General features: G+C 28.0%; 26 protein-coding genes and 1 riboswitch. Of the genes, 8 read left to right on the top strand and 18 right to left on the bottom strand.

Translation table 11 applies throughout. The features are described 5' to 3' along the window. The first annotated feature begins 101 nt into the window (after positions 1-101). A complete protein-coding gene (locus J2Z42_RS02830; RefSeq protein WP_209700859.1) occupies positions 102-851 on the top strand; it encodes an IclR family transcriptional regulator in 750 nt (249 codons plus the stop codon). A 149-nt stretch (positions 852-1,000) separates the two neighbouring features. On the opposite strand, the gene J2Z42_RS14390 is transcribed toward J2Z42_RS02830, so the two are convergent. Beyond that, positions 1,001-1,195 (bottom strand): hypothetical protein, encoded by a 195-nt coding sequence (locus J2Z42_RS14390; RefSeq protein WP_245331464.1) that lies wholly within the window; start codon positions 1,193-1,195, stop codon positions 1,001-1,003. 3 nt (positions 1,196-1,198) lie between these two features. Continuing rightward, positions 1,199-1,399, bottom strand: coding sequence for a hypothetical protein (locus J2Z42_RS14385; protein ID WP_245331463.1), 201 nt, complete (start codon positions 1,397-1,399; stop codon positions 1,199-1,201). 207 nt (positions 1,400-1,606) lie between these two features. Between J2Z42_RS14385 and J2Z42_RS02820 the strand changes: the two genes are divergently transcribed. Further along, the gene (locus J2Z42_RS02820; RefSeq protein ID WP_017752159.1) at positions 1,607-1,705 is read left to right on the top strand and encodes a putative holin-like toxin; all 99 of its coding nucleotides are present in this window, start codon (positions 1,607-1,609) and stop codon (positions 1,703-1,705) included. A gap of 305 nt (positions 1,706-2,010) precedes the next feature. Here the strand turns inward: J2Z42_RS02820 and J2Z42_RS02815 are convergent, their stop codons facing one another. From J2Z42_RS02815 to J2Z42_RS02750, 13 genes are all read right to left on the bottom strand, one after another. Further along, complete coding sequence (locus J2Z42_RS02815; RefSeq protein ID WP_209700858.1) at positions 2,011-3,066, bottom strand: hypothetical protein; 1,056 nt, start codon at positions 3,064-3,066, stop codon at positions 2,011-2,013. A gap of 87 nt (positions 3,067-3,153) precedes the next feature. Further along, the gene (locus J2Z42_RS02810) at positions 3,154-3,426 is read right to left on the bottom strand and encodes a hypothetical protein (protein ID WP_245331462.1); all 273 of its coding nucleotides are present in this window, start codon (positions 3,424-3,426) and stop codon (positions 3,154-3,156) included. 148 nt (positions 3,427-3,574) lie between these two features. Further along, positions 3,575-4,069, bottom strand: a complete 495-nt coding sequence (locus J2Z42_RS02800) for a JAB domain-containing protein (RefSeq protein ID WP_209700856.1) — start codon at positions 4,067-4,069, stop codon at positions 3,575-3,577. 7 nt (positions 4,070-4,076) lie between these two features. Next, positions 4,077-4,394: a dynein light chain family protein gene (locus J2Z42_RS02795; RefSeq protein WP_209700855.1), complete on the bottom strand. Its 318-nt coding sequence runs from the start codon at positions 4,392-4,394 to the stop codon at positions 4,077-4,079. 134 nt (positions 4,395-4,528) lie between these two features. Continuing rightward, positions 4,529-4,930, bottom strand: coding sequence for a hypothetical protein (locus J2Z42_RS02790; protein ID WP_209700854.1), 402 nt, complete (start codon positions 4,928-4,930; stop codon positions 4,529-4,531). 143 nt (positions 4,931-5,073) lie between these two features. Continuing rightward, a complete protein-coding gene (locus J2Z42_RS02785; protein WP_209700853.1) occupies positions 5,074-5,853 on the bottom strand; it encodes a hypothetical protein in 780 nt (259 codons plus the stop codon). Between the two features lie 92 nt (positions 5,854-5,945). Further along, complete coding sequence (locus J2Z42_RS14380) at positions 5,946-6,428, bottom strand: hypothetical protein (protein WP_245331461.1); 483 nt, start codon at positions 6,426-6,428, stop codon at positions 5,946-5,948. 815 nt (positions 6,429-7,243) lie between these two features. Continuing rightward, positions 7,244-7,723 carry a 23S rRNA (pseudouridine(1915)-N(3))-methyltransferase RlmH gene (gene rlmH / locus J2Z42_RS02775; RefSeq protein WP_209700852.1) on the bottom strand — a complete coding sequence of 160 codons (480 nt, stop codon included), beginning with the start codon at positions 7,721-7,723 and terminating at the stop codon, positions 7,244-7,246. A gap of 93 nt (positions 7,724-7,816) precedes the next feature. Further along, the gene (locus J2Z42_RS02770; RefSeq protein ID WP_209700851.1) at positions 7,817-8,143 is read right to left on the bottom strand and encodes a hypothetical protein; all 327 of its coding nucleotides are present in this window, start codon (positions 8,141-8,143) and stop codon (positions 7,817-7,819) included. Positions 8,144-8,241: 98 nt separating this feature from the next. Next, positions 8,242-9,414 carry a YibE/F family protein gene (locus tag J2Z42_RS02765; protein ID WP_245331460.1) on the bottom strand — a complete coding sequence of 391 codons (1,173 nt, stop codon included), beginning with the start codon at positions 9,412-9,414 and terminating at the stop codon, positions 8,242-8,244. 217 nt (positions 9,415-9,631) lie between these two features. Continuing rightward, positions 9,632-11,860 (bottom strand): ATP-dependent Clp protease ATP-binding subunit ClpA, encoded by a 2,229-nt coding sequence (clpA, locus tag J2Z42_RS02760; RefSeq protein ID WP_209700850.1) that lies wholly within the window; start codon positions 11,858-11,860, stop codon positions 9,632-9,634. 2 nt (positions 11,861-11,862) lie between these two features. Next, on the bottom strand, positions 11,863-12,162 hold the full coding sequence (locus J2Z42_RS02755) for an ATP-dependent Clp protease adaptor ClpS (protein ID WP_209700849.1): 300 nt from the start codon (positions 12,160-12,162) through the stop codon (positions 11,863-11,865). A 131-nt stretch (positions 12,163-12,293) separates the two neighbouring features. Further along, positions 12,294-14,012: a methyl-accepting chemotaxis protein gene (locus tag J2Z42_RS02750; protein WP_342589989.1), complete on the bottom strand. Its 1,719-nt coding sequence runs from the start codon at positions 14,010-14,012 to the stop codon at positions 12,294-12,296. Between the two features lie 390 nt (positions 14,013-14,402). Next, positions 14,403-14,481, top strand: a riboswitch (ZMP/ZTP riboswitch). A 52-nt stretch (positions 14,482-14,533) separates the two neighbouring features. On the opposite strand from J2Z42_RS02750, the gene J2Z42_RS02745 reads away from it, so the two are divergent. Beyond that, on the top strand, positions 14,534-15,706 hold the full coding sequence (locus J2Z42_RS02745) for a phosphoribosylaminoimidazolecarboxamide formyltransferase (RefSeq protein WP_209700847.1): 1,173 nt from the start codon (positions 14,534-14,536) through the stop codon (positions 15,704-15,706). A gap of 191 nt (positions 15,707-15,897) precedes the next feature. Here the strand turns inward: J2Z42_RS02745 and J2Z42_RS02740 are convergent, their stop codons facing one another. Continuing rightward, positions 15,898-16,203 (bottom strand): hypothetical protein, encoded by a 306-nt coding sequence (locus tag J2Z42_RS02740; protein ID WP_209700846.1) that lies wholly within the window; start codon positions 16,201-16,203, stop codon positions 15,898-15,900. A 291-nt stretch (positions 16,204-16,494) separates the two neighbouring features. On the opposite strand from J2Z42_RS02740, the gene J2Z42_RS02735 reads away from it, so the two are divergent. The 5 genes from J2Z42_RS02735 (at position 16,495) to J2Z42_RS02715 (ending at position 19,335) form a co-directional block, all read left to right on the top strand. Next, the gene (locus J2Z42_RS02735; protein ID WP_209700845.1) at positions 16,495-16,641 is read left to right on the top strand and encodes an aspartyl-phosphate phosphatase Spo0E family protein; all 147 of its coding nucleotides are present in this window, start codon (positions 16,495-16,497) and stop codon (positions 16,639-16,641) included. A 148-nt stretch (positions 16,642-16,789) separates the two neighbouring features. Continuing rightward, positions 16,790-16,933, top strand: coding sequence for an AgrD family cyclic lactone autoinducer peptide (locus J2Z42_RS02730; RefSeq protein WP_209700844.1), 144 nt, complete (start codon positions 16,790-16,792; stop codon positions 16,931-16,933). 114 nt (positions 16,934-17,047) lie between these two features. Further along, positions 17,048-18,376 (top strand): sensor histidine kinase, encoded by a 1,329-nt coding sequence (locus tag J2Z42_RS02725; RefSeq protein WP_209700843.1) that lies wholly within the window; start codon positions 17,048-17,050, stop codon positions 18,374-18,376. Further along, entirely contained in the window at positions 18,373-18,924 is a 552-nt protein-coding gene (locus tag J2Z42_RS02720) for an accessory gene regulator B family protein (protein ID WP_209700842.1), read from the top strand. Before J2Z42_RS02725 ends, J2Z42_RS02720 begins: the two co-directional genes overlap by 4 nt. Positions 18,925-19,197: 273 nt before the next feature. Continuing rightward, positions 19,198-19,335 (top strand): NADPH-dependent FMN reductase family protein, encoded by a 138-nt coding sequence (locus J2Z42_RS02715; protein ID WP_209700841.1) that lies wholly within the window; start codon positions 19,198-19,200, stop codon positions 19,333-19,335. Between the two features lie 36 nt (positions 19,336-19,371). Here the strand turns inward: J2Z42_RS02715 and J2Z42_RS14375 are convergent, their stop codons facing one another. Together J2Z42_RS14375 and J2Z42_RS02705 are read right to left on the bottom strand one after the other, a co-directional pair. Continuing rightward, complete coding sequence (locus tag J2Z42_RS14375) at positions 19,372-19,650, bottom strand: integrase core domain-containing protein (RefSeq protein WP_342589988.1); 279 nt, start codon at positions 19,648-19,650, stop codon at positions 19,372-19,374. 334 nt (positions 19,651-19,984) lie between these two features. Further along, positions 19,985-20,269 (bottom strand): transposase, encoded by a 285-nt coding sequence (locus tag J2Z42_RS02705; RefSeq protein ID WP_209700840.1) that lies wholly within the window; start codon positions 20,267-20,269, stop codon positions 19,985-19,987. Positions 20,270-20,628 lie beyond the last annotated feature (359 nt).

Raw genomic sequence — 20,628 nt, 5'->3', positions numbered from 1 at the left:
ACATCTATATTTCAAGTACATATTGAATAGTTTAAATAAAATACTTATAATTATTTCTATAAATAGATTTTCATAAAAAATTTGAATGGCAGGTGTAAAATATGGAACATAAACCCACACAAAGAGTATTAAATATATTAAATCTCTTGTCTACAAATCCAAATGGACTTACATTGACAGAGATTTCTGAAACACTCGATATACCAAAAAGTACCATTTATCCAATTATGCAGACTATGCTTGAATCCAATTTTGTATCAATTGAGAAGGGAACTTTAAAATATTCAATTGGAATTTCTGCATTTAGAATAGGTTCATCTTACTCAAGAAACAAATATATACTTGATTTCATACAAAAAGTTATGAAAAACATTGTAAATAATATAAATGAAACATGTCAGATGGGTATACTTGATGGGAACAACGTTCTATATATATTAAAAGAAGATCCTAAAAAAGATATGGATATACGACTAATTTCATACATAGGTAAACGAATACCAGCTTACTGTACGGCTCTTGGAAAGGCAATACTTGCCCAGTATGATATCGAAAAAATAAAATCACTCTATCCTAACGGACTTAAGCCTATAACAAAGAATACTATAACAGACTTCCATACTTTAAAAAAACAGTTAGACATTATACGGAAAACTAATGTTGCAAAAGAATATGAGGAAGTTACCGAATTCATATGCTGTTATGCTGTACCCATACAACTAAAAAACAACACAACCGCTGCACTTAGTATAAGTATCCCAACTTTTCGAATCAACAAAGAAAAAGAAAAATTAGCAATTCAACTATTGTTAGATGCTAAGGATCAGATTCAAAATTCCAATATTGACTGAATGTAATATTACATATACAAAAATGATCATATGATGATTTAAGCCTGTGAAAAAAATATATAAATTAAATAAAAGTTATAGACCAACTATAAAAAGTCAACAAAAATTCAATAGTAATTTTAGCTTAAAAAATAGCATGGAAAATACATTTATATTCTCACCTTAACCACTGCAAATACAGCAGTTAAGGTTTTAGAATATAAAAATATACTCAAAGCACATTCGTTTTTGCACACTATACAAATGCTTTCTAAAGTATTTTCTCCTATAGGTTGTTCATCAATCCACTCTGGAACTGTTTCTAAGAGTCCATTGTCTTCTGGATTTAGTCCTATTTTCTTCAAGTCTCATACATTCTTTCCATCTTCCGGATATACAATTATGCCGCAGTCTCTTAGTGAAAATTCCTTGATTATTCTCCCCTCTGGCTTACCTATGTTGTTATAAAAATTTTTAAAATACTCTTCAATTTCCTGAATTACTTTTTTGTTTATTTTTGATTTCTCCTTTAACAGTTCAATATCTCTTAATGTTTTGATAATCCTCATTTTTATCATCCTCCAAATATAAAAATAAAGCATTCATTGACTCTACATCAACAAATGCTTTTCTTTTTTATAATATATATTTGAAATCAACAGATAATGCTAACTATAGAATTATCCTGCTAGACATGCTATAATTTATTAGTACAATTGAATACGTTGCATGTGGGCTACTGGTATCACTCATCCCTGTTGAAGGGAGGTGATGCAATGAGTAATGACATCTTAATGTTACTTTTTGAAGCAGGATTATTCCTCATTTCACTGTTAACATTTATAGTTTTACTTATTAAAGAAATAAAAAAATAGTAGCCCCGACTCGCAATTGGACGCTACTATTTTTTATTTAATAAACATAGTAATACCAGTTGCCTAAGCAACTAGATTGTATACTACAGGATGTTGACCGCATCCTGTTTTTATTTTCTCTCTTTGTATTTATATTATAACACATTTTATAATTTAAAATCATATTTTTATAAAAATTTTCGTGCAAATTAACTTCCACCAAATCTCTCAAATCCGCTCATATAAACCTATTATACAAAAAGCTACCTTATTTATGGTACGGTTCTCCGTATCGGTTGTAATGGATAATCTTTTTAATTTAATTCTTATTTTTCAAAGTTTTTATTATGAAAGCTTTGTGATATTGCATTACTACGAAAACATATCCTATCATTAATTTCTCTTAGTATTTGCTTAATATCTAACGTCTTTGGCGGTAACGGATTAGCAAACGAATGATTTTCCCAAAACATACTAGGTTTGCCATCTTCTTCAATGTAATTTTGAAAATAATTTTGACTTACAAATTGATTCCATCCTTCTCTTTCTTGACCGAAACTCTTTAGCCATACCTCTACAGTAGGCATTTTAAATATATTTTCCCATCTTTTTTTAATTTTATCTTCATTTTTCTTGAATATTTTTTCATTAGTTGTTCTAAGTATATTTTTTAGTCCATTATTCTCGAACCAACAGTAAATTGCCCACAAAGTCAAATCCCAATAATCCCATTCGGCATTTCTTCTATTTCTTTTATTTTTATCATTTTCATTATTTAGAGGATTACTACTTCTTGCTTTATTAAAGTTGCAAGGAACTGGAATAATATTGCCAATAGTATGGTTAAGACGCAAAAAAGCATTCATTTCGTTTGGTAATTTTTCGCCTTTATTAATTCTATCACTAACATAATATAACCAATAATCTCTATTATTGCACCCAATCCATGGTTTAGGAATGCTGCTGTCATCTAAAGATTCATTTCTTATAAATTCTTTAAATGTAGTAAATGCACTGGTCATTGTATCAGCACGATATTCTATAACTTTATCTTTTTCTTTGCTTTTTAAACAAAACTTATATGGACTATAACCTCCGTTAAATTGAGGCATAATTTCATAGTCGTATAGATATGAATAAGCTTGCTTAGCTATTATTATGCTTCTTAAAGAGACATCACAATCTATATTTCCATTAAACATTTTGTAGATTCTCAATTTCTCTATTTCATTCATTGATTTAATATCAACTAAAAATTCATAAGAAAGTAATTCATCAATAATACTATATAGTGCTGTTGTCTTTATATCTTCTATATCCAAGGAATATATTTTTTTATCTATTTTTTCTTTCATGGAAGCTATCATTTCATCTTTTTTCATCTTAAATTTCTCCATTAAATGTCCGTTATTTTAAATTAAGTATAACATAAATTATAAGAATACTATCCATTTGAACTCTATTAATTATTAAATACATATCCTAATATCCACAGGATTTATCATCATAACACTCCTAGCAACAAAATAAGAAGGAGAACCGCCGCCTTTTTCTGGGCTTAGTTCTCCTCCATTATTTAGATACATTATTAAGTTTTCATTTATATTTAGCTCTATTGAGTCTATATCCCTATCTTTATTAATAGTTATTTTTGAAATTAGCATATGCAGTAATCTTTTCTGTTGTTCTCTTGTAGTTTGCTCTGAAAGCATTTTACCAAAGGTCGAAAGTATGCTCTTCACAAACTTATATGAAACCTCCTGAAAACCATCCTCTAATGTATTGCTCTTTAGTTTATTTTATTACTAACATATTCCACATTTCTATTTGAATTTCCTCATCTATATTCTCATGTATTCCTCTAGTTATATATCTTTCGTTATTAAACATTTATAATAACCCCTTTTCTTTAAAACTATAGTATTGTCTATCTCCTATGATTATGTGATCTATAACATTGATACCTATGATATTTCCACACTTTTTTAATCTTTCTGTTATATTAATATCTTCATTAGATGGCTCCGAATCCCCTGACGGATGATTATGAAAAAGCATTATGGAAGCTGCATTGCTAAGAATTGCAGCTTTGAACACTTCTCTTGGATGAACAATAGAAAAATTAAGACTACCTACAGAAACAATATTAATCAAAGTAGGCTTGCTTTTAGTATCCAGACAACATATCATGAACTTTTCTCTGTCTACATTTTCAAGGAACATCCTCCCCAGTTTTTCTGCATCCTTTGGTGATTTTATAATTCTTATATCAAATAATATATTCTTCTCCCTTACCATTTTTATTGAAACTATGCCTATTCTTTTGCGGGGAACATTTTCAACCTTATCTATATTAGATATATTTTTATCAATTTTATTTAACATCTTTCGGCTATCCTTTGTCATGGCTTTTAGATTGTTTCTGATTCAATAATTCGTTCAAATTTTTTATGAATTCCTTTGAAAATACCGAATTATCTATAGCTTGCTTTATTAATTCAATTAGTTCTTCTTCCGTTACATCCAGTGACCTTGGAATATATCTTTGCAGTGATATTATTGTATCTTTGTACAGACTGAATCTTATTTCTTCCCTGTCCTTGGCTTTTACAAATATCCTTTCAATACAATATGTGTATTCTTCACCTGACATCTTCCCCTGACTGAATATCCGGCAGTATTTAGTATCCTTTATTACTTTTCTAGCCATATATTACTCCCCTTTTCATTTATTAATGTGAAAGTCCTAATTACCTCTATATTGGCAATTAAGGCTTTTTAACTTCTTATTTTTAAATATAAAAATAAACACCTAATCCATTTTTTACATTTTAGATTAGGTGTTTATCTGCTATCTTCTATCCACTTTTTAACTTCATTATCCAGATTATTTTTCAATAGAAATATGCTCAAAGCATATTCATTGTTGCATACTATACAAATACTTTCTAAAGCATTTTTTCCTATAAGTTGTTCATCAATCCATTCTGGTATTGCTCCTAAAAGTCCGTTGCCTTCTGGATTCAACCCTATTTCCTCCAAATTCCATACATTGTCTTCATCTTCCAGGTACACAATTATGCCACAGTCTTTTAGTGAAAAATCATTGATTGTCTTTCCCTCTGGCTTACCTATGTTGTTATAAAGATTTTTAAAATACTCCTCAATCTCAATCAACACCTCTTTGTTTATTTGTGATTTCTCCTTTAGTAATTCAATGTCTTTTAGTGTTTTTATAATCCTCATATTATCATCCTCCAAATATAAAAATAAAACCTCTATTGAAATTAAAATCAACAGAAGCTTTTTCCTCTTTGTAATATATATTGTAAGAAGAATTTAATACAAATATTTTAAAAATTTAATATTAATTTATTCTATTTAGATATTTATTTTATAATTTTAATATTTTCCATAACACAATCTACTCCATCAGGAAGATTTAAATATCCATTCTTATCTAATTTATATTCTTTCCCATCTATTATAAATCTTGACTTACTTGAATAACCTATCTCATCTTTGAACCAGTTAGCTGTTTTAAAGGCAGCCGTTTGGTCTTTTATCTGATATTCTGGATATATCTGACCACCATCTGTTAAATAAAATTTATTAGATTTTTCGCCATATTTAATTTCAAACCACCCTGGCTTAATTCCAAAATTGTTTAATATTTTTTTATTTTCACTATCACTAGAATCTATACTTGCACAAAGAGCCGTTTTATCATCTGCAAGTTCTGATATAAGTCTAAATTTCTCATCTAGTTCACGTTCATCTGATTGTTGTAACCCACAATTTTTATAATATGTTTGCGTATGTAGGAAAGTACCATCTTCACTTGTAAGCACAACTATTTTACCAGAATCCGTCTTAAATTTATAATAAGAACCTTTACTGATATCAAGTACATTATTATTTGCTACCAGTTCTTTTAATGGTTTACCATTTGTTTCTGTAGCAGACGAAAGTGTCTTTTGATTTAAACTATACTGTTTTGCTATATTGCTAATGGAAATGCTGTCCGATGAATTGTTAGAATATAATATATTTAATTTTTTGATAGAGGCATCCATTTTAAGTTGCATTAATTCAATTTTCCAATTAGTAAAATTGTTATATGAATTTTTATTAAATAATGGATACATATAATTATTTAGTTTAAACATAAATGTTCCTCCCTCTATAAATTTATTTTTCTGTTTATTATAAAGAATGTATAGTTATAAAAATATATTCTATTAAAAAATAAATTTATAAATTACTTAGGTAATACAGGATATACATAATTAAATGTAACTTCAGGTGTAAATTCCATATATTTTGATACATTTCCTTCAAGTTTATATGTCCATAAACTTTTTAAAGGTTTTTTATCATAAACAGATACATTATTTTCATTAGTTGAGTACCTATATATAGGTATCCATGAATAATCACTATCTAATTTAATACTTATTTGATCATTTGATATATCACTAATTCTTGGATAAGTTGAAGAAACAGAATAAACTACAGCTTTGTCAGAAACAGAATCAATATTTCTAAGATCATAAGTATCCTGTACAGAATCTGATTCCGTTGTCAATGTTAATGGATTTATAGGATGATACGTATAACTGTCTATTGTATAATCAGGTGTACCTATAAAAAATCTATAGTCTCCTATTCTTGAAGTAGAATATACTTTAATATAATAATTACCCGATTTTGGAATATTTACTTTGAATGGAGTAGCCCCCATAACTGAAAAATCTTTTAAATTTTGAATTCTAGAGATAAGATTCAAATTTTCATCGTAGACTTCAAAATAGCCCGTACCATCAAGGTCTGTACTATTAATACCTAGTACAGTATTACTATCAGCAGGTAAATAAACCTTGTACCAATCTTGATCTGTAGTGTCTTTAATATTTCCAACTACAACATTCTGACCATAATACTGTCCATTAATTGGACTAGAATAATCCTCATTATTGCTTTGTATTTTTTGGGCTTAGCTAGATAAGTCATTAGGTTCAGTTTCATTTATTGTAGCAGCGAAAGACGTACTACCAAATAAAAGAACAAAACTTACAGTTAATATAGTAATTAAAAATTTTTTCATATAGAACATTCCTTTCATATTTTACATTAATATAACTATACATCCAATTATAGTATCGTATTTATTAGATAAATCTTAATACATATTTGTTATTTATTACTTATGCTTAATAAATATTCCAATTTTTTCATTAGCCATTACTAATAAGTTTTTTAGATTATACGCTAGCTTTTCTAAATAGTATTCTCATAAAAAAAATCTCAAAAAAATAGTAGCTCCTACCGGCAAGTGGTTGCTACTATTTAATACTTATAGTAATACCAGTTGCCTAAGCAACTAGATTGTATACTACAGGATGTTGACCGCATCCTGTTTTTATTTTCTCTCTTTGTATTTATATTATAACACATTTTATAATTTAAAATCATATTTTTATAAAAATTTTCGTGCAAATTAACTTCCACCAAATCTCTCAAATCCGCTCATATAAACCTATTATACAAAAAGCTACCTTATTTATGGTACGGTTCACCTTTCATTATCTTAAACCCTCTATAAATTTGCTCTAGAAGTATCACCCTAAATAATTGATGTGGAAATGTCATCTTTGAAAAACAAAGTTTGTAATTAGCTCTATTTAGAATTTCCCTGGAAATACCAAGTGAACCTCCTATAACAAAAGCCAAATTGCTGTTTCCTCTAAGTCCTAGATTTCCAATAAAATCAGAGAACTCATTTGAAGTTAGCATATTTCCTTTTAAATCTAAAGCTATTACATACATGCTGTCATTTATATGTTTTAATATTCTTTCTCCTTCTTTTTCTTTAATAATATTTTCATCTTTCTCTGAAGCATTTTCAGGAGTTTTTTCGTCCTGAAGTTCTACTATATTTAACTTGCAATATCTTGAAAGTCTTTTAGAGTATTCACCTATTGCCTCTTTTAAATATTTCTCTTTTATTTTACCCACTGTAATTAATGTTATATTCATAGAACCAATTTTTCCTCCAAATATCCATATACTATTTATCTTTTAAAAAATAGCCATTACTCAAATTAATGGCTATTTTATTTATACAAATAACTATTTGTTTATATCCTCGTCTGAATCCAGTGCATCCTTTATAGAATCGAGTACAGTTTTCATAGTTTTATTAGCTAGATCTTCTATTTCATTCATGACTTCCGCCTTAGTTTTTAATTTAGTTATATAAACATCTATTTCTCCATTATATAAATTTTTTGTAGTTTTAACTATTGAATACTCAATATCATTTTCATTTAAAACCACTGTATCTCCTAATCTAAAGTTTAAATACAAAGGATCATTAGATTTTATACTTTTATACAATTTTTTAGATTCATCTGCAGGTTCATCTGTAACAATATAAAAATTCACTGTAGTATCCACTTATCTTATCCCCCTAATTATACTTATTTTTATCATAAAAATAGATTCATCCAATTTCAGTATATTTATTTTAGGTATAAGTGTTACTAAATTATAAACTATTTTTTCGATTTTCTGTTTAGAGAAAGAATATTTTCAAATTTATTATATAATGCATCAATCTTATTCTGTGCTTCCTCTTTAGTATAATCCTCTTTCTTTTTCCTCGTCATCAAAAAAGCTGCGGCAAAAGAAGTAATTGGAATTGTAAAAATAAGTCCTATGCTTCCTGAAAGGGCCTTAAGTACTTCCGCTGCTATTATATCTTGATTTATAGCATTAGATATTGATGAAGTATACGCAGACGATGCTATCATTATCATAAGATACATGGCACCTCCAACATAAGCTAGTATAAGTGTATTAGACATACTTCCCATAATATCCTTTCCTACATTCATTCCAGACTTAAAGAGTTCCTTCATATTCATGTCATGTTTTGCAAACTTAATTTCACTTATAGAAGACGCAATAGATACACCAGTATCCATAACAGCACCTAGAGCTCCCATTATTATCTCTGCAAATAAAAGTCCTGAAAAATTAAAATTCGAATTTTTTACTGTATAAATTATAGTCTGCATTTCATCATCAGTTAATCCTGTTATCCTAAGTATTTTATTTGAAATAATCGCTATAACTCCTGCAATTATAACTCCACCGCATGTACCTATTATTGCCGCTAATGTCTTATTATTTTTTCCGCTTATTATGGTTAAATTTATTACAGTAAGTAAAATACACAGTGCAACAGAAACTGTTATAGGATTAAATCCATTCATTATAAGTGGAATTAGTATCTTTATTATGCAAAACCCAGTTATTGCAAGAGTTATAACTGATTTTAATCCTTTTAAGCCTCCAATTATAATAAGTAATAATATAAATACCGCTCCAAGTTCATAAAGATATTTATACCTTACAATTTCGTATATATATGCAGTCTTTGAATCTCCAGACTTATAATGATCCAAATTTACAAGGACATCGTCTCCTACCCTTGCAAAATTTTGAGTATTGCTACTTTCATCATTTATATTTCCATTAACAGAATTTTGTACAGTTATTATTTTTCCTTTCATGGTGCCTGATGTTATCTTAACATCTACATATGAGTATCTTATAGAATTTTTATTTGTAGAATTAGCTGCATTTTTCATTTTGATTACTTTTCCATGAACTGCATTATTTCCAGAATTAGAACTCAATCCCGTTTTTAATATAAATCCCAAAAGAACAATCACTAAAAATATAAGAATAATTTCTTCACTTTTCTTATTTATCTTAAATATTTTACATCACCTTCTCAATTTCAATTCATTCTCATTAAATATTATTATTTTATCTTCATAAGTTCAATAAACATTCTGTTAAATTTATATGTACAATTAAACAATTGATCAAGCCATGCTGTTAAACTGCAGCATAACTTGATCAATACTATGATAGTTATTTAAATTCTATTTTACCATCTTTCACATCTATAACAGTTACTGCATTTTCTGTATTTTCATCAAATAATACTTTATCTACAAAATAAGGCTTTATTTCATGATCTACTATTCTTATTATTTCCCTTGCACCATATTCTTCAGACATTCCCTTTTGTGCAAGAAAATCATAACATTCATCTGTAAGATGAATCTTTATGTTTTTTGCTGAAAGCTTTTTCTCAAATTCACCTATAACTTTTTCAGCTACTAAAATTGCCATATTTTTATCCATAGAATTAAATATTATTATATCATCCAGCCTATTTCTAAACTCAGGTGAAAATGTCCTTTCCACTGCACTATCTATGGCGTCCTTCTCCATAACTCTATTTCCAAAACCCATAAGTGACTTTCCAACTGATCTTGCACCAGCATTTGAAGTCATTATAAGTATTACATTTTTAAAATCTGTCTTTCTTCCAGTATTGTCTGTAAGTGTAGCATAATCCATTAACTGAAGAAGTACATTCAATACATCCGGGTGAGCCTTTTCAATTTCATCCAGAAGAAGAACACAATATGGAGTTTTTTTAACTGAATCTGTTAAAAGTCCACCCTCCTCATATCCTACATATCCAGGAGGAGAACCTATAAGCCTTGCTACAGTATGTTTTTCCTGATATTCACTCATGTCAAACCTTATAAGAGGAATACCCATATTCTCTGCAAGTTGTTTTGTTATTTCTGTTTTTCCAACTCCTGTAGGACCTACAAAAAGTAAATTTGCTATTGTCTTATTTTCTTCATTAAAACCAGCTCTTGACCTCTTTATAGCTCTTACCACTGACTCTATTGCCGTATCCTGACCAAATATCTTGCTTTCAAGCACAGATATCAAATTTTTAAGTACATTAGTTTCATCTTTAGATATACTTTCTTCAGGAATTTTAGCCATTGATGAAATAGTTTTTTCTATATTTTCCCTGGAAATAAATATATTGTCTTCATTTTTTGAATGAAGTCTCATATATGCTGCTGTCTCATCAATTACATCAATAGCTTTGTCTGGCAGATATCTATCATTTATATATTTAGACGAAAGTTCAACAGCTTCCTTTAGTGCTCCATCACTGTATGTAACATTATGGAATTTTTCATATTGTCCCTTAATACCCTCTAATATCTTATAAGTATCTTCCATAGAAGGTTCTGGAACCTCTATTTTTTGGAATCTTCTAGAAAGAGCTCTATCCTTTTCAAATATCTTTTTATATTCATCGTAAGTGGTTGATCCTATGAATTTAATCTTTCCGCTTGTCAAAAATGGCTTCAATATATTGGCAGCATCAAGAGAATTTCTGGACACAGATCCTGCACCTACTATTGTATGTATTTCATCTATGTATACTATTGGTTTATCTTCTTTTTCTATAGTTTTAAGTATATTTTTTATCCTTTCTTCAAAATCTCCTCTATATTTAGTTCCCGCAAGCATAGATCCCATATTTAAAGAATATATCTTGCTGTTTTTAAGTCTATATGGTACTTTATCTTCTGAAATCAAACTGGCAAGTCCTTCCGTAATAGCAGTTTTCCCAACGCCAGGATCACCAACATGAATTGGATTGTTTTTAGTTCTTCTAGTTAAAACCTGCATGGTTCTATCCAGTATATCTTCTCTTCCAATCAAAGGATCAATCTTACCATCTTTTGCTTTCTTAGTTAGTTCCTCTGCAAAATCACTTAGCTTAACTTTTGTATTTTGCGGACTGCTTTCAAAAACATTGCTTGATTCATTTTCTTCATCATATTCATTACTTTTCTGAGATATTCCATGTGTTATATAATTTAATATATCTATTCTTTTTATTCCCTGCTTTTTAAGAAAATAACTGGCAAAGCTCTTTTCCTCATCATATATGGAGATAAAAATATCTCCCAATTTTATAACTTGTTTCTCTGCTGCAAGTACATGTTCTCCTGCTGAAGTCAGCATATTCTGCAGTGATATGGTTTCAACAGGTTCTACATTTTCATTTATAGATATATGATCATTAAAATATTGTATTAAATCCTTTTTTACATCCTGGACATTTCCACCGCATCCTTCTATAATATCTATTCCTTCAAGAAAAAACAATGAGGCATATAGAATATGTTCCGGCGTAAAATATTCATGTTTGCAATATTTTGCTTCATCATAAGCAGCATTTATAATCTCATTTACTATCTTATCCAGTTTCATAGTTATTCCTCTTCCATGCTAAATTTTAGTGGAAAGCCACTATTTTTTGCCATGCCTGTTGCCTGAATCATCTTTGTTGCGGCTATATCATAAGGATACACTCCTGCAACTCCAATACCTTTTCTATGTACATCATACATTATCTTAGTTGCTTCCAATTCTTCTTTTCTAAATATTTTCATTAAAATTTCAACTACAAAATCCATTGTAGTATAATCATCGTTATAAATAACAACTTTATATAACTTAGGTTTTTTTACTTCCAATTTATTTTCTATGTTTTCCATAACTTTCAAACTCATTTAGAACAACTCCACAATAATTTTATTTAGAAATATTTTAGCACAATTTTCACTAAAAGTGTAGAAAAAAAGACACCTACAAAAATATATGCGTGTCTTTTCAATAACTTATTCATTCAATCTATATATCTCTATATTTTAAATTTATTAACCATATCCACAAGCCTTTCAGCAAGTTCTGACTGACTTTGTGAAGAAGTTGACACATCTTGTGATGCCTTAGTAACTTCTTCAACCCCGCCAAGTATTTCCTCTGAGTTTGAAGCTCCTTCTTCAGCTGTAGATGCAGCACTTTGAATTGCATTATTTATCTGTGATATCAATTCACTCATATGATTTGACGAATCATCAATTTCTCTAGAAATACTATTTACAAATTCAGCATCTTTTTCATATTGAATTCCAACTTCCATCATAAATTGATAATCAGGTTTTACACTTGATACTATATAATCAAGAATCTGCTTACTGCTTTCAGACATATTCTTAAAAGCATTTTCTACTTTAAGAACCATTTTATTAATATTTTCAACTGCTGCAGATGATTGTTCAGCTAGTTTCTTAACTTCATCTGAAACTACTGAAAATCCTTTTCCATCTTCGCCTGCTCTTGCAGCCTCAATAGCTGCATTTAATGCTAAAAGGTTAGTCTGTTCTGCTATATCTCCAATAGATGCTGCCATAATTTTAACTTCAGATACAATCTTTCCGTCTTCAATAGCTTTTATAATATTATTTCTCTTTTCTTCATATATCTCATCACTTTGTTTCATACTTTTAGATGCCTTATTTTTTACATTCACAGCACGATTTTTTATTTCAGAAGAAGACTTTGTTGATTTGTCAGCTTTACCAGAAAGTTCATTTGTACTTGCTTTTATCTCTTCGGATGATGCACTGATTTCTTCTGAAACACTACTTAAGTTTTGGGAACCATTAGCTATCTGTTCTGTAGATTCTTTTACAGATAACATCATAGATGAAATTTCCTGGGTTGTAGCTGATAATTCTTCACTTGAAGCACTTATTTCCTCCGTATCATGAATAATTTCTAAAATTAACTTTTTTATATTTTCATTAGCTTTGTTAAGTTCTTGAGCTATCATGCCAATTTCATCTCTGCTAGAAACTTCTATAGATTTTGTTAAATCACCTTTGCTTAAAGCATTTGCATAAAATAAAATTTTATTAACTTCTTTTGAAATAACTGATGCAATTTTATTTCCTAGAAGCATAGCTGCAATTGCTCCTATAATAATAATTAAAATTATTATATACATAGAACTTTTATATGTATTATAATTGTTTTCGTTGTTCCTATCAGCATTTCCAGACTCTATTTTTATTAACTTTTGAGTAGTTTCAGTTAATTTGTTTCTGTAAGAAGCAGCCTTTTTATTCAAAACCATAGCATCATCATATTTACTATTCTTCATTAGATCAACAATATTATCACATATCTTTCTCCAGCTAATAAGTTGACTACTTAAATTATCTGCTAAAGCCCTCTGGTCAGAATTTAAATTTTCCTGTTTATATGTATTTAATATCTTTGTGTTCTTATCTCTAAGATCATTCATCTTATTTAATGTATCTTGAACGCCATTACTATCTCTACTTTCAACTAAATTTATTAAATCCAATCTTAAAATCATTGAATTGGCATTGAATTCATCAAGATTTTTTATAGTCTGTAAATTGTTATTATATAACATATTAGAGCCTGAATCTATTCTTTCCATATTAACAATGCCAACGATACCCACTATTACTATAAACATGGCTATAAATAAAAAGCCCATGATCTGTTTTTTCTTTATCTTTAAATTATTAAACCAGTTCAAAACCATTTCCCCCTTTAGTTTGTAAAATATTAATGCATAAAATATTTTTATATCTAACAAAAAAATACAACAATCAATTAAAACTAACTGTTGTTGGGCTGCACTATTTAATAGTTACTTTTTTAGCATACTATCTAATTGTTTTAATGTCAATATAAACCTAATTATCATTCATGGCAAACCTCCTTTAATTATAGATTTGGCTGACTGGACCACTTCTATTTTATCAATGAAGCAAAATCATTCTTTAAAAATTGAATAATATGGTGTATTATGTAAATAGCGGAATTTAATATGATATAGTAAATACCATATAACTGTGAATTGATGAATATTTATATACTTAGTAGAAAAATGGTAATTTGACAAATGTATATAGCAATGATATTTTATACATATAGGTTATACAACTGACGGAAGTGGAATAAACCACATGAAGTATAACAAGAATGAGCCGACCGTCTGGGCAAAAGAGTCCAGATAGTGGGTTCTTTTTTTATTGCTTAAGTAAGGAGTGTAAATGTTAAATGAAAGAATTAAAATTAAAGTATGGATGTAATTCAAATCAAAAACCAGCTAGAATTTTTATGAAGAATGATGAACTACCTATAAAAGTTCTGAATGGAAACCCAGGGTATATTAACTTATTAGATGCATTTAACAGTTGGCAACTTGTAAAAGAACTAAAAGAAGCTACTGGACTAGCAGCTGCAGCTTCTTTTAAACATGTTAGCCCTGCTGGGGCAGCTGTAGCTGTTCCATTAACTGAAACATTAAAAAAGATGTATTTTGTTGAAGATGTAGATTTATCTGACATTGCTACTGCATATATAAGAGCAAGAGGTGCAGATAGAATGTCATCTTATGGTGATTTTGTAGCTTTATCTGATGAATGTGATGAGCAAACAGCAGAATTTTTATCACATGAAGTTTCAGATGGAATAATTGCACCATCTTATTGCGAAGCAGCTTTAGAAATATTGAAAAATAAAAGAAAAGGTAATTATTTAGTAATACAAATGGATATAAGCTATATCCCAGAAGAAATAGAGACAAAACAGGTTTATGGAGTAACATTTGAACAAAAACGTAACGATGTTAAAATAACAAAAGATATATTTAATAATATACCAACAAAAAATAAAACAATACCTGATAGTGCTAAAAGAGATTTAATTATATCTTTAATTACATTAAAATATACACAATCAAATTCTGTATGCTATGTGAAGGATGGGCAAGCAATTGGAATCGGTGCAGGACAACAATCTAGAGTTCATTGTACTAGATTAGCTGGAAATAAAGCTGATGTATGGTTTTTAAGACAAAATCCTAAAGTTATGAATCTTCCTTTTAAAGAAGAAATGAAACGAACTGATAGAGATAACGCTATAGATGTTTATATTTCAGATGATTATATGGATATATTATCCGATGGTCAATGGGAAGATATTTTTACTGAAAAACCATATCCATTAACCAAAGGAGAAATGAACGAATGGTTAGAGAAATTAACAGGTGTAGCTTTAGGTTCAGATGCATTTTTCCCATTTGGTGATAACATAGAACGTGCTAAAAAAAGTGGAGTTTCTTATATAGCTCAAGCAGGTGGCTCTATAAGAGATGATAATGTAGTGGAAGTATGTGACAAATATGATATAGCTATGACATTTACAGGAATTCGTCTTTTTCATCATTAAGGTAATATGAAATACAAGAAATTACTGCAAGGTGTACTGTCAGAGAATAGGTATACTGTTGTTACATAATCTTTTTTAAAACGTAATAGTATTTAACTAAAGCGATAAATTCCAATTTGTTTAATTAAATAATAAAAAAATATTACGTAAAATTAATCTCCACCCTTTAGATCAAAGGGTGGAGGCAAGGTTTAAATCCCCATTTTTTTATATAATTTGTTCAATTTTATTTCATGTTCCTCTGTAAATTCATAAGGTTTTTGGTAATTTTCCGGTTTAAATATTACTTCAGATACCTGTTTTATATGCCTTTTCCCTGTATGTCTATCAAGTGATAAATATATTAAAAGATTTACCACTCTGGCTATATCATATAGTGCAGATTCCTCATTTTTATAAAGATTTCCTTTCATGAGCATATTCTTATAATCATACATAAAATCTTCATTTGAAGACGTATAAAAACTTCCCATACTACCTCTGTTTTGTCTTGTCATAGTCTCAACTCCTTTCTAATAAGTATATTTAAAGTATAATTCAGTTTTAAAAATACAAATTAGACTTATTATTTGGTTATAATTCGGGTTAGAATTTGGCTATTATTATGGGTTAAAATTTTAAATATGAAATAAAAGTAATATATTAAAAAATCATTTATTAGATTCTCTTCAAAATTACAGTTATTGATCTAAAAACATACAGATTAATATTTGAATAATTTACTTTTATGTTATACAATATAAAAATTAGTAAAAAAATATCAATAAATTAAGGATATGTGTATGTATATGAATGAAACTATAGAAGAATTAAGAGATAAATTAAATAAAATGTTAGATTCAAATGAATATACAAGAGAAGAAATATTAAAAACAAGCGTTCAATTGGACAAGCTAATTGTATTTTATTACAAATCACCAAAGAATAAAGTCTAATTTTATAATAAAATATATTTTCAATTATAATTAATTTTTTTACATATTGTGCAGGAAAAAACAAACTATTATAGAATATATAAAATAATGTAATTAATTACAAAGTATTTAATTACAAAAAAATATAATTTTATAGGAGGTTGTCAAAATGAAAATTTCTAAGAATTATTTACTAAAGAAAGCTATGAAAATGGTAGGTTCTTTATCCCTACTTTTAGCAGCATTGGTCATAGTACCAACATCAACACTAGGTGGATATCAGCCAAAATGTCCTGATGAGCTTTTAAAGTAATAAAACTAGAATATTTTTCACAGAGACTATAGAAGAAAAGTGTTATAAAAAGATTTAAACTATGTGTACTTGTTATAGTCTTTGTGAAGAATTTGGAGATAAAGGAGACAATATATGAATGCTCTAAGAGAAATCATATTGGATTGTATTGAATCTCTTCTTTTTTTAGGGATTTTTGAAGCATTGTACAACGAAAAAAAATTTATAGTGCAAAACAAATTGAGATCAATTTTGTTTTGCATAATATTTGTTTTTGTAACTTACTGGAGCACATTTAATCTGCCTAATGCATATCATTCGTTATTTATATCAGTATTTGATATTTTATTATTAGCGTATATTACAAGAATAAAAATATTTACTTCAGCAATTATATTTTCTTTCTTTATTATAATGCTTTCTGTTACAGAATATTCTACTCAAACCATTGAAATGTTCTTATTTAATATAGATTTAAATCAAATTTTTTTAGATCTAAGATACTTGCTAACTTTTTTAATAGCTTCTAAAATGTTACAGATACTTATTGTATTACTGCTTTTTAAATTTAGTAAATATTTTGCTAAATTTAAATTATTTCAACAAGAAAGTACTCTTTTTTCTAATTTGATAATTCAAGCTGGAATATTAAGTCTTTTTATATTTAGTGTCAATTACGGTATTTTTAATATAAAAAATACTGAGGTATTTAATATACTTATTTTTATTTTATATTTTATACTTTTAATAATAGAATTTAAAGAATTAAGAGAATGGGGAAGAATTAAAAATATAGAATCTGGTTATAAAATTCAAGGAAATCAAATTAAAAATATGCAGGAAATAATCAGCATAATCAGGCAGGAAAAGCATGACTTTGCCAATCATGTTAATGTTATATGGGGTTTGTGTCTGTTAAATAAGCCAAATACTGTTGAAAGAATAAAAAATTATGTAACTGGAATTTCAGATGACATACATTCAGCATTTAAATTTTTTAATACTGGAAATGAATATTTAGATGGATTATTATCTATAAAAAATAATTATGCTGTGAAAAATAATATAGATTTTAATATCACAATTGATGAACCATTTAGCTCAATTAAAATTAAAGAAAATGAATTAATAAGTATTATCAGTAATCTTGTAGATAATGCATTTGAAGCATTTAAACTTAAATCTAACATTGAAAATAAAAAAATATCTATTAATACTTTTATTAAAGATAAAAACTTTTATATTGAAATATCTAATAATGGAGACATGATTCCTGAGAATATTCAGGAGAAAATTTTTAATAAGGGATTTTCTACAAAAACTAAAGAATCAGATGACCATGGATTTGGTCTATATATTACTAAACAATTAATTAACCAAAACAATGGGTACATAACTCTAGAAAGTAAATCAGAGATAACTAAATTCTTGATTAAATTTGAAACGGAGGAGATGAATATATGAATAAATTTATAACCTGTTTGGTAAAAAAAATTTCTGAATCCAATCCTCAATTTTCAAATTTAGAATTAAAAAAAATGGAATATGGATTAGTCTGTACTTTTGATGAAATTACAAAGTTTGTTCCATATTTTTTTATATTTTGGCTGTTCTCTCTTCAAAAATATTATCTGGTTGCTCTTATGTTTTTTTGTCCTATAAGGTTATTTTCAGGCGGATATCATGCAAAAACTTACTGGGGATGTTTTTTTATTAGTTTTATTATATTTGGAATAATAATTATATTAGGTAAATACATATCAATTGCTAAGAACCTCTTAATAATACTAACAGTTGCTTCTCTTGTACTTATTTGTATTTTTTCTCCTGTAGATAATATCAACAAAAGAATAAAAAGCCAAGAACGAAGATTAAAGCTCAAGCATCTTTCTATAATAGTTACCCTATTATTAAGTATAGCCTGTTATTTCATCCCAAACAAATTTTTAAACACTGCTGTAATCTCAATTGTTAGTGCAACAATAATGATGATGATTGGAAAAATAGAGTAAACAAGGCAGACTTTAAAAAAAGCTGCCTTGTTTACTCTGTTACTTTTAGATATATTTTTTTATTTTTAAATACAGCTTCAAAATTGTCTACTCTAACTTTAGAAAAATCCATGAGTTCTAAATTTATAGGCTTTTCATTCCTTTAAACCTTAAAGGTAAGCAAAATATTATATTGTCTTGAAATTAATGGTATAATTTAGTTGACACTTGTGAATTTCTGCATCATAGCAATATTAATTGTATAAACATTAATCTGTATCGGGAGAGATAATCTTGAAAACTTTAATAATTTATGAATCCATACATCATGGTAATACTGAAAGGATAGGGAAAAAACTAGCAGAAATATTAAATGCTGATATGGTTAAAGCAAATTGGTACTATGTCAAGAAAAAGTACAAATTAAAATGAGAAAATTCTAAGTAAGTTCCATATTTTAACTTGCTGTTAGCATACTAATTCTTTGAGATTTTTTATATGCTTTTCAAATTGATTTGGTGACATATAGTTGCAATGACTATGAATTCTTGTAGTATTATAAAATGTTTCAATATATTCAAATACAAGAATATAAGCATGGCGGTAATTTCTAATTCTAAAACGGTTTATCCATTCACATTTAATAATTGCGTGGAAAGATTCTATACATGCATTATCCCAAGGAAAGGCTTTCTTGGGATAACTAAGTATCATTTTTGAAGCAGCTTTTCTATATTCTTTTGACACATATTGACTGCGTTTGGCTCAGATGCATTAAATTGCTCATTTAAGATATTTTCAAGTTCACTGCTGAAATCAGAATTCTTTGTAGTAATAATATAAGGTTTTATATATTGGGCTTTAATTCCAAGCTATTTCATATATTTTCCAACAGTGCGTTCTGATATTTTTTCCTCTACAATCTTTTTCCTCTTCTGCTGATTTGAGGGTAATCGATACAGCCATGAATTGTAACCTGAACGTGAAACGCCTAATATATGAAGCATTCCACTGACAGAAACCCGGCGCTTCTCCTTGATGTCTTCACATTTATTTTGGACTTCAAGATAGATTGTTTCTGTCACTTTTTCAGAATGCTTATAGCTTTTTTTAATACATCAAGAGCATCATTTGTATCACGAAGTTTACGTTTTAATTGTGCAATCTCCTTTTGTTCATCACTAGAGTAATTACCTGAACCACGAACCTGAATACCATTTTCGCTTTTAGAGTCTCTAATCCACTTTGACATGGTGCTACCACCTATATCAAGGTTTTTAGCACAACCTCTTACTCCAAGTTCTTTATGATCCATATAATATTTTACAGCATCTTCTTTAAACTGTTTGTCATGTTGTTTTCTCATGATTAAGTTCCTCCATCTTTTATATTTATTCTAATACTTGTCAGGAACTTTCTCAATTTCACTTGTATTATTTTTATTCTAGCATCACATTTGCTCTATATTTAAAAGTGCTATAGCATATCCCGTATACATATTTTTGATTGATGATTTTTGCTATAAACTCTATACTGATAAAAGAAAAAAAATTGTGTTTTTGATTATTTACTCAAATAGCACTAATGCATACTATAAAGAGTTATAAATGGAATGAACATATCATATAAAATTAGAAGGATACAAATTCCAATGCATCAAAAATAAATTTTAGTACTTTTTAATTTTTTTTACTATAAATATAGTGTAGATATGTTAATTAATCT

The sequence above is a fragment of the Clostridium algifaecis genome, from assembly GCF_017874415.1.
Lineage (GTDB): Bacteria > Bacillota > Clostridia > Clostridiales > Clostridiaceae > Clostridium_B > Clostridium_B algifaecis.
The sequence above is the reverse complement of the archived record's forward strand: the minus strand, read 5'-3'. Positions and strand labels throughout refer to the sequence as shown.